13 protein-coding genes are annotated in these 13,826 nt (G+C 67.5%); 8 read left to right on the top strand and 5 right to left on the bottom strand.

The features are described from left to right. Positions 1 to 4: 4 nt before the first annotated feature. Both QRN63_RS23200 and QRN63_RS23195 read right to left on the bottom strand, forming a co-directional pair. The gene (locus tag QRN63_RS23200; protein ID WP_267315312.1) at positions 5 to 250 is read right to left on the bottom strand and encodes a hypothetical protein; all 246 of its coding nucleotides are present in this window, start codon (positions 248 to 250) and stop codon (positions 5 to 7) included. 98 nt (positions 251 to 348) lie between these two features. After that, positions 349 to 897 (bottom strand): NUDIX domain-containing protein, encoded by a 549-nt coding sequence (locus QRN63_RS23195; protein WP_267315311.1) that lies wholly within the window; start codon positions 895 to 897, stop codon positions 349 to 351. Positions 898 to 920: 23 nt separating this feature from the next. Between QRN63_RS23195 and QRN63_RS23190 the strand changes: the two genes are divergently transcribed. Further along, entirely contained in the window at positions 921 to 2,327 is a 1,407-nt protein-coding gene (locus QRN63_RS23190; RefSeq protein WP_285033362.1) for an acyl-CoA synthetase, read from the top strand. Here QRN63_RS23190 and QRN63_RS23185 read toward each other — a convergent pair. Continuing rightward, positions 2,324 to 3,667, bottom strand: a complete 1,344-nt coding sequence (locus tag QRN63_RS23185; protein ID WP_502888186.1) for a hypothetical protein — start codon at positions 3,665 to 3,667, stop codon at positions 2,324 to 2,326. The two genes, QRN63_RS23190 and QRN63_RS23185, sit on opposite strands and share 4 nt — an antisense overlap. Before the next feature lie 99 nt (positions 3,668 to 3,766). Between QRN63_RS23185 and QRN63_RS23180 the strand changes: the two genes are divergently transcribed. After that, entirely contained in the window at positions 3,767 to 4,180 is a 414-nt protein-coding gene (locus QRN63_RS23180; protein ID WP_267315305.1) for a PPOX class F420-dependent oxidoreductase, read from the top strand. Between the two features lie 48 nt (positions 4,181 to 4,228). On the opposite strand, the gene dapD is transcribed toward QRN63_RS23180, so the two are convergent. Both dapD and QRN63_RS23170 read right to left on the bottom strand, forming a co-directional pair. Continuing rightward, entirely contained in the window at positions 4,229 to 5,161 is a 933-nt protein-coding gene (gene dapD, locus QRN63_RS23175; RefSeq protein WP_285033360.1) for a 2,3,4,5-tetrahydropyridine-2,6-dicarboxylate N-succinyltransferase, read from the bottom strand. Between the two features lie 84 nt (positions 5,162 to 5,245). Continuing rightward, on the bottom strand, positions 5,246 to 7,060 hold the full coding sequence (locus QRN63_RS23170) for an NAD(P)/FAD-dependent oxidoreductase (RefSeq protein WP_285033359.1): 1,815 nt from the start codon (positions 7,058 to 7,060) through the stop codon (positions 5,246 to 5,248). A 114-nt stretch (positions 7,061 to 7,174) separates the two neighbouring features. On the opposite strand from QRN63_RS23170, the gene QRN63_RS23165 reads away from it, so the two are divergent. From QRN63_RS23165 to abc-f, 6 genes are all read left to right on the top strand, one after another. Next, positions 7,175 to 8,221 (top strand): 2,3-butanediol dehydrogenase, encoded by a 1,047-nt coding sequence (locus QRN63_RS23165; RefSeq protein ID WP_267315302.1) that lies wholly within the window; start codon positions 7,175 to 7,177, stop codon positions 8,219 to 8,221. Between the two features lie 14 nt (positions 8,222 to 8,235). Continuing rightward, entirely contained in the window at positions 8,236 to 9,030 is a 795-nt protein-coding gene (locus tag QRN63_RS23160) for an acetoin reductase (RefSeq protein ID WP_285033358.1), read from the top strand. A 23-nt stretch (positions 9,031 to 9,053) separates the two neighbouring features. Then, complete coding sequence (locus QRN63_RS23155) at positions 9,054 to 10,334, top strand: GAF domain-containing protein (RefSeq protein ID WP_285033357.1); 1,281 nt, start codon at positions 9,054 to 9,056, stop codon at positions 10,332 to 10,334. Between the two features lie 26 nt (positions 10,335 to 10,360). Then, positions 10,361 to 11,425 (top strand): succinyl-diaminopimelate desuccinylase, encoded by a 1,065-nt coding sequence (gene dapE / locus QRN63_RS23150; protein ID WP_285033356.1) that lies wholly within the window; start codon positions 10,361 to 10,363, stop codon positions 11,423 to 11,425. After that, positions 11,422 to 11,784, top strand: a complete 363-nt coding sequence (locus QRN63_RS23145; RefSeq protein WP_285033355.1) for an Hsp15 family ribosome-associated heat shock protein — start codon at positions 11,422 to 11,424, stop codon at positions 11,782 to 11,784. Before dapE ends, QRN63_RS23145 begins: the two co-directional genes overlap by 4 nt. Positions 11,785 to 11,926: 142 nt before the next feature. After that, positions 11,927 to 13,546, top strand: coding sequence for a ribosomal protection-like ABC-F family protein (gene abc-f, locus QRN63_RS23140; RefSeq protein WP_285033354.1), 1,620 nt, complete (start codon positions 11,927 to 11,929; stop codon positions 13,544 to 13,546). The last annotated feature ends 280 nt before the right edge of the window (positions 13,547 to 13,826 follow it).

Genomic DNA, 13,826 nt, shown 5'->3' with positions numbered 1-13,826 from the left:
CGAATCACTGGCTCTGGTGCACCGTGGTGTCGACGCGCGGTGCCTGAGCGTGCGGCTGAATGTCCTGCAGCCACTGCAACTGATCGATGCCGTGGTTGTTGTGTGATGCCACAACGGTTTCCGGTAGCGCCTTTTGCTCGCCGTCGGTGAACGACCACACGATCGGGGACACCAGAATTCCGACACCGAGTGCGCCTGCGAGAACGTAACGACCCACCGGCTGCTGTGTGAAACGGCTCGTCGTCTTCATGTCGTTGCCTCCTGCTGGGTGTTATGCCCACATCAACAGGTGGCCGGAACGGCATCATCCCAGGTGGCGTGATGTTTACCCGAGTTGGCAGGATCGCCTTACCGAGCCGTGTGCAGCCGCAGCAGAGTCCACGCCGCGAGCGTCTGCGCGTCGGTGATGTCCCCGCGGCGGATCATGTCCTCGATCTCGTCGGCGGTGAACCACTCGCTGTGCATGTCCTGCTCTTCATGCTCACGTTCGTGTTCGCCCTCGGTAATGGCCGTCGCCAGATAGGCCCAGCCGCGTTGGCTGCACATCCCCGGTGCGACGTCCAGTTGACCCAGGACTTCCCACGTCTCGGCACGGAGCCCTGTCTCCTCTCGGAGTTCCTGCGCGGCCAGGTCGGCGGGCGCGGGCTCGTCGCCGTCCAGTGACCCCGGCGCGGTGCCCTGGACAAATTCCCAGCGCCGCAGCCCAATTGGATAGCGAAACTGCTCCACCATGCGATACCGGTCGCCGTCGTGGGCGATCACCAGGGCGTACGTGGGTTTGTCCACCACTCCGTAGATGCCGGTGGTGCCGTCCGGGCGGCGGATGTCGTCTTCGCGCACCGACATCCAGTTGTTGCGGTACACCTCACGACTGGACAGTCTCTCGATCGGGTCCACCTGCCCAGAGTAGCCTCACGCACATGCTGCTGGCCTCCCTCAACCCCGCCGTTGTCGCTGCCGGACACGACCTCGAAGACGCGGTACGTATCGACGGCGCGGTCCTGTCGCGCAGCGATCTGGTCGGGGCTGCGACGTCGGTGGCTGAGCGAGTGGCAGGGGCTGCGCGGGTGGCGGTACTGGCCCGGCCCACCGCCAAGACCGTGCTGGCCATCGCAGGCTGTCTCATCGCGGGGGTGCCGGTAGTGCCGGTGCCGGCCGATGTCGGCGCCGCCGAACGCCGGCACATGATCATCGACTCCGGGGCGCAGGCGTGGCTGGGGGAGGCGCCTGCAGAAGAAGGAGCAACCGAAGGGCTACCCGTTATCCCGGTGCGGTTGCACGCCCGGTCGTGGCATCGCTACGCCGAGCCCTCGCCGGATTCAACGGCGCTCATCATGTACACCTCGGGCACCACGGGTCTGCCCAAAGGCGTGCTGATCAGCCGCCGTGCCATCGCCGCCGACATCGACGCACTGGCCAAGGCCTGGGCCTGGACCCCCGCCGACATCCTGGTGCACGGCCTGCCGTTGTTCCACGTGCATGGCCTGATCCTCGGGCTGCTCGGCTCGCTGCGTATCGGAAATCGCTTCGTGCACACCGGAAAACCCACTCCGGCCGCGTACGCCGCAGCGGGCGGCTCGCTGTATTTCGGGGTACCGACGGTGTGGTCCCGCGTGGTGGCCGATGCCGCGGCCGCTGAAGCGCTGCGGGGCGCCCGGCTGCTGGTGTCCGGCAGTGCGGCGCTGCCGGTGCCGGTGTTCGACGACCTCGTGCGGCTCACCGGGCATGCGCCGGTGGAGCGCTACGGAAGCACCGAGTCACTGATCACGCTGTCGACCCGAATCGACGGCGAACGCCGGCCCGGTTGGGTCGGGTTGCCGCTGGACGGCGTGCAGACCCGACTGGTTGCCGAGGACGGTTCACCGGTGCCGCACGACGGGGAAACCATTGGGCGCCTGGAGGTTTCCGCACCGACGCTGTTCAGCGGCTACCTCAACCGGCCCGACGCGACGGCTGAGGTGCTGGGAGACGACGGCTGGTACCGCACCGGCGACGTCGCGGTCATCGATGCCGAGGGCATGCATCGCATCGTCGGCCGCGAGTCGGTGGACCTCATCAAGTCCGGTGGTTTCCGGGTCGGCGCCGGGGAGATCGAGACCGTACTGCTGGGCCACCCGGGCGTCACAGAGGCCGCCGTGGTCGGCGTGCCGGACGACGACCTCGGCCAGCGCATCGTCGCGTTCGTGGTCGGCTCCGCGTCGGAGCAGGAACTCATCGACTTTGTCGCGGGGCAGCTTTCGGTGCACAAGCGACCGCGCGAGGTGCGCCTCGTCGACAGCCTGCCCCGCAACGCCATGGGCAAGGTGCAGAAGAAGCTCCTCGTCTAGGGCAGACGACTGGCCGGGCCACCCTCGATCTCCGGCTGGACCAGCCGGAAGTGAGACTCGCTGCGCTGCATGTGCCGTCGCTGATAGTCGCCCTCGATGTGCTTGCCGTCGACCGTGCCGGTCAACATCAGCCGGTCGGGACCGTCCAGACGAAAGTGCAGCACGATGGGCGGATCCGATTTGTGCCTCTTGATCTCCAGTCGGTCGTCGTGGATCTCGAACAGGTAGACGGTCACGTAGCCCGCCGGGACCTGGGTGACGAAGCTCGTGTAATCGCCGACCCGGTCGGCGATCCCGACATTCGTCCACGGTGACGGCGAGGTCTGCTGCAGCGTCGCCTGTTCGCCGTCCACCGTGAATGACGTTGCGCGCCAGACTCCGTCGATGTCCGATTCCCGGTGCCGAATTTGCTGGTAGGTGACGACGCTGAACGTCGCGACCAGCGCGGTGACGACGCCGGCGATGGTGAATTTCGCCACGGTGCCGGTCCGGCGCAACCACCGCCTGCCGGAACCGGACGCCGGCCACAGCGCCACCGGTTCGGGAGTGCCAAGCTGGAACACCGTTTGAGCCAGGCTTCGCCAGTACGGCGTGGTGATCGCGACGGCGATGAACAACAGCTGGCCGGAGACCAGCTTCACCGGGACGTCGTAGAAGAGGTTGAGCAGGAACACCTGGCCCATGGCCACGATCGCGATCAGCGCGCCCAGCAGCCACGTTCGCCGCCACAGCAACAGGACACCGGCGACGAATTCGACCAGACCGGCGGCCACCGAGTAGGGGTCCGAGGCGCCCATGAAACCCCACAGCGTGTTCATCAGGCTGACGTCGCCGACCATCTGGATCTGGTAGCCGGGCAGCATCATGTAGGCCATCTGCGTCGGAATGAGCTTGGCCAGACCGTAGAGCAGCATCGAGACGGCCAGACCGAACCGGGCGAACACCAACAGCAGTGCGGCAAGGCCGCGGTAGTTGGGCCGATGCCGGTCCAGCGCAGTCCACACCGCGGTGATCACCAGGGCCACCAGGATCCAGCCGAGGTGCAGGCACCACTCCGCCATGGAATCAGCGCCGCCGTTGATGTTGAGGTACGCGCCCTCGCCACGGGTGACGAAACTGCCCAGGTTTGCGAGCCCCTGAAGAAGCGGGGCCAGCAACAGGCTCAGGCCCAGATTGCCGTACACCGAGAGGATCAGGATTCCGCCGCCGATGGTGAAGAACAGCCGGAACGCCAGCTTCTGCTTGCCAGTCCATTCGGGCGCCGAGATCTCGTCGGGGTCGGTAGGTGTCAAAGTGTCCGCGTCGCCGGTCGTCGTGCTCACCGGATTGACGCTAGTGATGAATATGCGCCGGTGTCCCCGGGGAAAACCTCCAACTTCCCGGCGCACAAGCTCAGTCCCGGCGGGAATGGCTGGGGAAGCAGATACCTTGTAGATGCCATGCAACTCAGCGACGAAGCCCGCGCCCTCATCGGAGACGGCGCCAACGCGACTCTGGTGACCTTGAACGCCGACGGCAGCCCGCAGGTTTCGGTGGTGTGGGTTGAACTCCAGGGTGACGAGCTGGTCAGCGCGCACCTCGGCGACTACAAGAAGCTGCGCAACATGCGCCGCGACCCCAGGGTTGCGGTCACCATCATCGGCACTGACCGGGGCGCGGCGTCGGTCAACCCCTACCTCGCGATCAGCGGTACCGCCCGGATCGTCGAGGGCGGGGCACCCGAGGTGCTGACCCGGCTGACCGACGTCATGGCACCGGAGTTCAAGGGCAAGTTCCCGCCGGCCGGCGCGCCCCCGGGATTCCTCACGCGCATCACCATCGACAAGGTGACGGGCGTCGGCCCCTGGGCATGAAAAAGCCGAGCCCGAGCCGGCACTCCGCCTCAGGCTCGGCGGGCAGAACTAGTTGGCGTGCAGCGCCTCGTTCAGCGTGATGCCGGTGCCGTCGCGCTTGACGACCTCGACCGCGCCGCTGACCGAGTTCCGGCGGAACAGCAGGTTGTTCGAACCGGAGAGTTCCTTGGCTTTGACGGTCTGGCCGTCGGCGGTGGTCACCTTGGTGCCGCCGGTGACGTACAGGCCGGCCTCGATGACGCAATCGTCGCCGAGTGAGATGCCCAGACCGGCGTTGGCGCCCAGCAGGCAGCGCTTGCCCACCGAGATGACCTCTTTGCCGCCGCCGGAGAGCGTGCCCATGATCGACGCGCCGCCGCCGACGTCGGAGCCGTCATCGACGACGACACCCGCCGAGATGCGGCCCTCGACCATCGACGTGCCCAGCGTGCCGGCGTTGAAGTTGACGAAGCCCTCGTGCATGACGGTGGTGCCCGACGCCAGGTGCGCGCCCAGGCGGACGCGGTCGGCGTCGGCGATGCGCACGCCGGTGGGCAGGACGTAGTCGACCATGCGCGGGAACTTGTCGACGCCGAACACGGTGACCGTGCCACGACGGCGCAGCTTGGCGCGGACGGTCTCGAAGCCCTCGACCGCGCAGGGACCGAAGTTGGTCCACACCACGTTGGTCAGGAGGCCGAAGATGCCGTCCAGGTTGGCGCCGTGGGGCGCCACGAGGCGGTGCGACAGCAGGTGCAGGCGCAGCCAGGCATCGTGGGTGTCGGCAGGCTTGTCGTCGAGCGAGGCGATGGTGGTGCGCACGATCTCGGTGCGCACGCCGCGGTCCTCATCGGTGCCGACGAGGGCTTCCAGCTCGGCGGGGACCGGGCCGGCCGCGGCGTCAGCGTTCAGTTCGGGTGCCGGGAACCAGGTGTCGAGGACGGTTCCGTCGGCGGTGATGGTGGCGATGCCGATGCCGGATGCACCAGAAGAAGAAGTCACGTTGGCCAAGGTTACTGAACCAGCGCTGAGCTGGGGGCACCACCCACAAGCGGGCGGCGCCCCCAGGCTCGCGAGGGAACCAGCTCACTGCAGGTGATGGACCTCCTGCAGGCCGTAGACCGGCGTCGGGATGCCTTCGTAGCGGGCCTTGAGCTGCAGCGCCAGATACAGCGAGTAGTGCCGCGACTGGTGCAGGTTGCCGCCGTGGAACCACAGGTTCTCCTGCTGTGTGGGCTTCCACATGTTGCGCTGCTCGCCCTCCCACGGGCCGGGATCCTTGGCGGTCCCACTGCCCAGGCCCCACACCTTGCCGACCCGGTCGGCGATCTCCTGGCCCATCAGGTCGGCGGCCCAGCCGTTCATCGAGCCGTAGCCCGTGGCGTAGACGACGACGTCGGCCGGCAGCTCGGTGCCGTCGGCCAGCACCACGGCGTTCTCCGTCAGGTGCGACACCTGGCCGTGCGCCAACTTGATCGAGCCGTCGGCCACCAGGTCGCAGGCGCCGACGTCGATGTAGTAGCCCGAGCCGCGGCGCAGGTACTTCATGAACAGGCCGGAGTCGTCGTCGCCGAAGTCGAGCTCGAAACCGGCGGCCTCCAGCCGAGCGTAGAAGTCCTTGTCCCGCTCCCGGATTGCGTCGTAGATCGGCCGCTGGAAGTCGGCCATGATGGCGTAAGGCAGCGATGCGAAGGTCAGGTCGGCCTTCTCGGTCGTCATGCCGGCAGCCACCGCGCGCTCGGAGTAGAGGTCACCGAGCCCGAGCTCCATCAGTGAATCCGATTTGACGATGTGCGTCGACGAGCGCTGCAGCATCGTGACGTCGACGCCGTTCTCGTACAGCGCTTTACAGATGTCGTGCGCGGAGTTGTTGGAGCCGACCACGACGACCTTCTTGCCGACGTACCGGTCCGGCCCCGGGTGCTGACTCGAGTGGTGCTGTTCGCCGGCGAAGATATCCTGGCCGGGAAGCGTTGGCACGCTGGGCTTCCCGGACATCCCGGTCGCCAGCACCAGTTGCGTCGGGTGCAGCGTCATGCGCTCGCCGTCACGGTTCACCTCGACGGTCCAGCGGCCCGCTTCCGAATCGTAAGTCGCCGAAAGGCATTCGGTGCGCGACCAGTACGGCACCTCCATCACCTTGGTGTAGAACTCCAGCCAGTCGCCGACCTTGTCCTTCGGCGCGAACACCGGCCAGTTGGCCGGGAATGGCAGATAGGGCAGGTGGTCGTACCAGACGGGGTCGTGCAGGCACAGCGACTTGTAGCGCCCCCGCCACTGGTCGCCGGGCCGCTCGTGCTTGTCGACGACGATGGACGGCACGCCGAGCTGCCGCAGGCGAGCACCCAAGGCGATACCGCCCTGGCCGCCGCCGATCACCAGCACATAGGGCTGCTTTTCGCGCCCCAGCGTCGCCTCTTCCTCGGCGCGCTTCTCGGCCCACGAGCGCGGGTCGGGATCGGACCCGTGCACGGCACCGAGCACCCGCGTCGCGCCCTTGCGCTCCTCGTGACCCTTGAGTTCCTGCAGCGTGGTCAGCAGCGTCCAGCCTTCGTCGCCGCGCAGCCGCAGGTGGCCCGAGCCGCGACCGGTGGCCGTCTCGAACTCGATGAACGCCGACGTCACGTCGCCGTCGGCGGTGGCGGGTTCGCGGGTCCGGAACCCGAATGGGGTGGTGTCGGCCAGCCGTGCGCGCAGCATCTCGGCGACGGCCCCGCGTCCTTCCAAGGTCTTGATGTTCCAGGTGAAGGCGACGAGGTCACGCCAGAAGCTGTCGACGGCGAACATCCCGATGACGCCGTCGATGTCCTGTGCGGCCAGCGCCGCTTCGAAGTTGGCGAGCCAAGTCTCGACACGCTGCTGCGGCGAGACGGCGGTGGTGGGTTCCAGTGTTGCGGTCATGTGACTCAGAACACAGCCAGGGCGCGATGCCGGGCAAGAGTTGCACCACGTTGCAGCGTTGCAACCTCCTGCAACTCTGTCGTGGTGTGGTCGCGGTCACATACAACTGGTCGCATGAGAGCAGCTGTGTACTACGGACCCAACAAAGTCTCGGTCGAGGACGTCGCCATCCCGACTCCCGGGCCGGGCCAGGTGCAATTGCAGGTCGGCTTCAACGGCATCTGCGGCACCGACCTGCACGAGTACTACGCCGGCCCCATCTTCGTCCCCACGGAGCCGCATCCGCTGACCCATCGGGAGTTGCCGCTCACGCTGGGTCACGAGTTCTCCGGCACCATCACCGCCGTCGGCGCCGGCGTCACGGGCTGGAGTGAGGGCGACCGTGTGGCCGTCGAACCGATCTACAAATGCGGCCACTGTGGCCCCTGTGCGGCAGGCAACTACAACGTCTGCCAGCAGATCGGCTTCCACGGCTTGATGTCCGACGGCGGCATGGCCGAGTACACCGTGGTGCCGGCGAACATGCTGCACCGGTTGCCCGACAACGTCTCGCTGGAACTCGGGGCACTCGTCGAACCGATGTCGGTGGCCTACCACGCGGCGACCCTCGGCGACGTTGGCCCCGGTGACACCGCGATGGTGTTCGGCGCCGGTCCCATCGGCATCGGATTGTGGTTTGCCCTGCGCGGCAAGGGACTTCAGGAGATCTTCGTTGTCGAGCCGTCGCCGACGCGGCGGGCCGCCATCGAAGAGCTCGGCGCCGTCACGCTCGACCCGACCGTCACCGATGTGCCCGGCTTCATCGCCGACCACACCTACGGCGCCGGGGCCGACGCCGCGTTCGACGCCGCCGGCGTCACTCCCGCAGTGGAGACAGCACTGGCCTGCGTCGGCTCCCGCAAGCCCATGGTGAGCGTCGCGATATACGAAAAGCCATTGCAGACACCACTTTTGAACCTGGTGATGAACGAGTCCCGCATCCAGGGCTCGCTGTGTTACACCGGTGCCGACTTCGAGGCCGTCATCGCATTGATGGCGCAGGGCGCCTACGACACCACCGGATGGGTGGCCCAGATCCCGATCGGGGATGTGGTCGCCGAGGGATTCGAAGCACTACATGCGGGGAACAAGATGAAAGTTCTGGTCGACCCGACGCGATGAGCGGAGAAACAGCAATGGCATTGGCAGGAAAGGTAGCCCTGGTCACCGGGGCCGGACGCGGCATCGGACGCGGCATCGCGCTGCGGCTGGCGCGTGACGGCGCCGACGTCGCACTCGTCGACGTCGAAGCCGATCCGTTGGCGGAGGTGGCCGCCGAGGTATCCGAAATCGGCTGCAAGTTCACCACTTTCGTCGCCGATGTCGGTGACCGGGACCAGGTGTTCGCCGCCGTCGACTACGTGGCAACCGAACTCGGCGGCCTCGACATCATGGTCAACAACGCCGGTGTCGCGCTGGTCGGCCCGCTCGCCGACGTCACACCCGAGGACCTCCAGCGGCTGTGGTCGATCAACGTCGACGGCGTGTTGTGGGGTATTCAGGCCGCCGTCGCGAAGTTCAAGGAACTCGGGAACCAGGCAAACGGCAAAGTCAGCAAGATCATTAACGCCTCATCGATCGCCGGGCACGACGGCTTCGCCATGCTCGGGCCGTACAGCGCCACCAAATTCGCGGTGCGCGCCCTGACGCAGGCCGCCGCCAAGGAGCACGCCGCCGACGGCATAACCGTCAACGCCTACTGCCCCGGCGTGGTGGGCACCGACATGTGGGTGGAGATCGACAAGCGGTTCTCCGAACTCACCGGCGCCCCGGTCGGTGAGACCTATGCCAAGTTCGTCGGCGGCATCGCGCTGGGCCGCGCCGAAACGCCCGACGACGTCGCGGGGTTCGTGTCGTATCTGGCCGGACCCGACGCCGACTACATGACCGGGCAGGCCGGTCTGATCGACGGCGGTCTGGTTTATCGCTGACATGCGGAGCACAATCGGCGATGATGCAGAGCCCGGCCGTGCCTGAACCAGCAGTAGCTGTTGGCGAGGACCCGCGCAGTTACGCGCGGTTGATGTCGGCTGTCTACGACGCGACGATGTCCGGCGGCCGGGCCCCCGCGCGGCCGCGGGACGTCATCGGCGAGTCGTGGCAGCGCATGCTGGCCCGTGGCGTCAACCCTGACACCCACATCCCGCCGGTCATCGAATCGTCCGGGCTGGATGCGCTACGCAGGTCATCGGGCCTGCTGGCCGTGCTGGACGACGTGTCGCGCGGGCTGGAATCCATTGTCGCCGAAGGGGATAACATCCTGGTGCTAGCCGACGCGCGGGGCCGGGTGCTGTGGCGGTCCGGGTCCGCGGCCGTGCTGGGCAAGGCCGATCGCCTCGGGTTCGTCGAGGGCGCCAACTGGGGCGAGGGCGCCGTCGGCACCAACGCCATCGGGACGGCGCTGGCGTCCAACCGGGCCGTGCAGGTCTTCTCCGCCGAGCATTTCCTGCGCAGCCACCACGCCTGGACGTGCGCCGGCGCCCCGGTCCGAGACCCGCGCACCGGCCAGGTCATCGGCGTCGTCGACGTCTCCGGCCCGGCCGCGACGGTGCACCCCACCACCGTCGCGCTGGTCGACGCCGTCGCGCGCCTGGCCGAAGCGCACCTGCGCGAGCAGCACGAGGGGACCCTGAACCGGTTGCGGATGGTCGCGGCCCCCATCCTGGCGCGCATCGGCGCTCCGGCGCTGGCGGTCGACGCCGACGGCTGGGTGGCCGCCGTCGACCAGATGCCGCTGCACAACCGGATTCTGCTGCCCGACGAACTGGCTCCGGGGCGGGCCTGGATCCCGACCCTCGGGCGGTGCGACGTCGAGATGCTGCCCGGCGGGTGGCTGGTCCGGCCATCCATTGCCGCAACCGACGACGACGCGACTGCCACCCGCGTCGTGCTGGACCTGCGCGGGGCTCCAGTCCTCGAGATGGCCGGGCAGTTCGGTGGGTGGCGCCATGACATCTCGCTGCGGCACGCCGAAATCCTGCTGGTGCTGGCGATCCACCGCAACGGGAGGTCGGCATCGGAGCTCGCCGAGGACCTCTACGGCGACCGGAGTCGGGTGGTCACGGTGCGGGCCGAGCTGTCCCGGATGCGAAAGCAGTTGGCGGGCTTGATTCTTGGCAAGCCCTACCGGTTCGGCGACGATGCCGTCATCGACGTGCGTTACCCGGCCGACCGGTCGACGCTGCTCGGTGCGTCCACAGCACCGGCCATCCGGGCCCTGCGCGCCGTCGCCTGAACCGGCCGACCGACTAACCTGGCTGAATGCTGGATCTCACCGCCGACCCGATCGCTCTGACCGCCGCGCTGGTCGACATTCCCAGCGAATCACGGCACGAGCAGCTCATCGCCGACGAGATCGAGGCCGCGCTCAAGGCCCAGGCGCCGCATTTCGAGGTGATCCGCAACGGCGACGCCGTGCTGGCCCGGACCAACCTCGGCCGGCCGTCGCGCGTGCTGCTGGCCGGGCACACCGACACCGTCCCGGCCGCGGACAACCTGCCCAGCCGGCTCGAGGGCGACGAACTCTGGGGCTGCGGCACGTCCGACATGAAGGCCGGCGACGCGGTGTTCCTGCACCTGGCCGCCACCATCGCCGAGCCGACGCACGACATCACCCTCGTCATGTACGACTGCGAGGAGATCGAGTCCAGCGCCAACGGCCTCGGCCGCATCGAACGTGAACTGCCCGACTGGCTCGAGGCCGACGTCGCGATCCTGGGCGAGCCCTCGGGCGGTCTCATCGAAGCCGGCTGCCAGGGCACGTTGCGTGTCATCGTCCATGCCACCGGCACGCGTGCGCATTCGGCGCGATCCTGGTTGGGCGACAACGCGATTCACAAACTCGGCGCGGTTCTCGACCGGCTCACCGCCTACCAGGCCCGGCAGGTGGACATCGACGGCTGCGTCTACCGCGAGGGCCTGTCCGCGGTAGACATCGACGGCGGTATCGCCGGCAACGTGATCCCGGACGCCGCGTCGGTCACCGTCAACTTCCGGTTCGCGCCGGACCGCAGCGTCGAGCAGGCGCTCACGCATGTGCACGAGGTGTTCGCCGGTCTTGACGTCCGCATCGAGCTCACCGACTCCGCCGCCGGTGCACTGCCGGGACTGAAGCAGCCCGCCGCAGCCGCGCTGGTCGCCGCCGCCGGGGGACAGGTACGCGCCAAGTACGGCTGGACCGACGTGGCCCGCTTTGCCGCCCTTGGCATTCCGGCCGTCAACTACGGACCCGGCGACCCCAACCTCGCGCACAAGGTCGACGAGAGGGTGACGACGGCAGACATCACCGCGGTCACCGACATCCTGCGGCGGTACCTGACACGTTGAGTAGCGTCCGCGTCGACAGCTGGATTTTCGCGGTCCGGATCACCAAGACCCGGGCCCTGGCGGCGGCGGCCTGCCGGGCCGGGCATGTGCGCGTCAATGGTGTCACCGTCAAACCGGCGCAGCTGGTCAGCCCGGGTGACGAGGTCCGGGTCCGGATCGAGGGCCGTGAGCGCATCGTCGAGGTCATCCGTCCGATCGCCAAGCGGGTGGGTGCGGCCATCGTGCCGGAATGCCTGATCGATCGCAGCCCGCCGCCACCGGCTAAAGAGACGATGCCTGCCGTGCCGGTCCGCGACCGCGGCGCTGGCCGGCCCACCAAACGTGAACGGCGGCAGCTGGATCAGTTGCGGGGATACTGACCCCGAATAATCAGTTGCGTCGGTGAGTACCGTGGGTGGTGCAATTGCTGTCAACCGAGGTGGGCCGAAACATGCTGGGAGAAGACATCTCCGGATAACCGGAGTACGCACTCGCCCCGTTCACTCTCACGAGAGCTTTTGCATGTCTTCTATTGCGTGTTCCCATTTGTCGTTCTCCTGGCCCGACGACGCCGAGCTGTTCTCGGACTTGTCGTTCACCGTGGGCGCCGGTCATACCGGACTGGTCGCCCCCAACGGCGCCGGTAAGAGCACACTGCTCAAACTCATTGCCGGAGAGCTGAAGCCCACGAGCGGCTCGGTCACCGTCGACGGCTCTCTCGGCTACCTGCCGCAGACGCTGCCGTTCGCCACCGACCTGACCGTCGCCGAAATACTCGGAGTCGCACCCGTATTGGCTGCTCTGACGGCACTGGCGGACGGTGACGCCTCCGAGGCTGTGTTCACTGCCATAGGCGATGACTGGGACATCGAAGAACGCAGTACCGCGCAGTTGGCGCGGCTCGGCCTCGACGTCCCCCTCGACCGGGTGCTCGGCACCCTGTCCGGGGGCGAGGTCGTCACCCTCGGGCTGGCCGCGCAATTGCTCCGGCGTCCCGATGTCCTGCTGCTCGACGAACCCACCAATAATCTGGATTCCGCTGCACGGCAACGGCTGTACGACGAACTGGACCGCTACCCGGGCACCCTGCTGTTGATCAGCCACGACCGCGCGCTGCTCGACCGCATGGACCGCATCGCCGAACTGCGCGACGGTGACATTCAGTTCTACGGCGGTAATTTCGCGGCGTACCAGGACGCGGTCGCCGACGCGCAGCGCGCGGCAGTGGATGAGATGCGCAATGCAGAGTCGCAACTCAAACTCCAGAAGCGGCAGATGCAGCAGGCCAGAGAGCGCGCGGCCCGCCGGGCGGGCACGGCTGCCCGCAACGTCAAGGACGCCGGGCTACCGAAAATCGTTGCAGGCAAACTGAAACGCGATGCTCAGGAGTCTGCGGCGCGCGCTGATGAGGTCCATGCCCGACGCGTCGGCGACGCGAAAGCCCGCCTCGACGCTGCCGAACGCGCGGTGCGCGATGATGACGTCATCGCCCTCGATCTGCCGAACACGGAAGTGCCGGCGGGTCGGACCGTGCTGACCGCCAGCGGCCTGAACATCCAGCGCGGTGGACGGACGTTGTTCGCCGATAATGGAATCGACCTCGATATCCGCGGACCCGAACGGATCGCCCTGGCCGGCCCCAACGGCGCGGGTAAGTCCACCCTGCTCAAGATCATCAACGGCGACCTGCAACCTGATACCGGAACGCTGACCCGGGGCGACGGCCGGATCGCCTATCTGTCGCAGCGCCTGGACCTGTTGGACGGGCAGCGCAGTGTCCTGGAGAACCTGATGGCCTGGGCGCCGACCCTGAGTATCACCCGCAGACGGCATCTTCTGGCGCAGTTCCTGTTCCAGGACAACAGGATTGATCTGCCGGTTTCGGTCCTGTCGGGCGGGGAGCGGTTGCGCGCGACGCTGGCCTGCGTGCTGTACGCCGAACCCGCGTCGCACCTGCTGTTGCTCGATGAACCGACCAACAACCTGGACTTGGTCAGCGTCGCGCAACTGGAATCCGCGCTGAATGCCTACCGCGGTGCCTTCATCGTCGTCAGCCACGACGAGCGGTTCCTCGACGCGATCGGCATCGACCGCCGGATGAGGCTGGGGGACGCGGCCGACGAACCCGAGACCGTCGGGTGATCATGCGGACGGTTCTCTACCACTAGTTGTGGTGTTCCACCAGGTTGGTTACACGGACGTTGACCGCTGATGCCAGTCGTACCACGAACGTTGCGCCCCGCCAGCGCGTTCACTTCCATAGCCACGGACCTCACCGGTAACGCTGCTGGCCGCCGACCGACAAGCAGGTCGCGATCAAGCCGGGGACTGCCCCCGCCGCCGATGACGCGCTCAGCGCCCGGCACCACCCCGCACAGCACCGTGCGCCCACAACATGAGGCCGCATAACATCGAGCCGTGA

The organism is Mycolicibacterium sp. lyk4-40-TYG-92, assembly GCF_030209435.1.
Taxonomy (GTDB): Bacteria; Actinomycetota; Actinomycetes; order Mycobacteriales; family Mycobacteriaceae; genus Mycobacterium.
Note: the sequence above shows the minus strand (reverse complement) of the source record. Positions and strands in the feature narration are given on the sequence as shown.

What these genes read in the sequence shown, in the direction of transcription:
- QRN63_RS23180 (WP_267315305.1), top strand. Translation starts at nt 3,767, where the DNA reads ATGCAACTCAGCGACGAAGCCCGCGCCCTCATCGGAGACGGCGCCAAC.
- QRN63_RS23190 (WP_285033362.1), top strand. Translation starts at nt 921, where the DNA reads ATGCTGCTGGCCTCCCTCAACCCCGCCGTTGTCGCTGCCGGACACGAC.
- QRN63_RS23155 (WP_285033357.1), top strand. Translation starts at nt 9,054, where the DNA reads ATGCAGAGCCCGGCCGTGCCTGAACCAGCAGTAGCTGTTGGCGAGGAC.
- abc-f (WP_285033354.1), top strand. Translation starts at nt 11,927, where the DNA reads ATGTCTTCTATTGCGTGTTCCCATTTGTCGTTCTCCTGGCCCGACGAC.
- QRN63_RS23170 (WP_285033359.1), bottom strand. Translation starts at nt 7,060, where the DNA reads ATGACCGCAACACTGGAACCCACCACCGCCGTCTCGCCGCAGCAGCGT.
- QRN63_RS23160 (WP_285033358.1), top strand. Translation starts at nt 8,236, where the DNA reads ATGGCATTGGCAGGAAAGGTAGCCCTGGTCACCGGGGCCGGACGCGGC.
- QRN63_RS23200 (WP_267315312.1), bottom strand. Translation starts at nt 250, where the DNA reads ATGAAGACGACGAGCCGTTTCACACAGCAGCCGGTGGGTCGTTACGTT.
- QRN63_RS23165 (WP_267315302.1), top strand. Translation starts at nt 7,175, where the DNA reads ATGAGAGCAGCTGTGTACTACGGACCCAACAAAGTCTCGGTCGAGGAC.
- dapE (WP_285033356.1), top strand. Translation starts at nt 10,361, where the DNA reads ATGCTGGATCTCACCGCCGACCCGATCGCTCTGACCGCCGCGCTGGTC.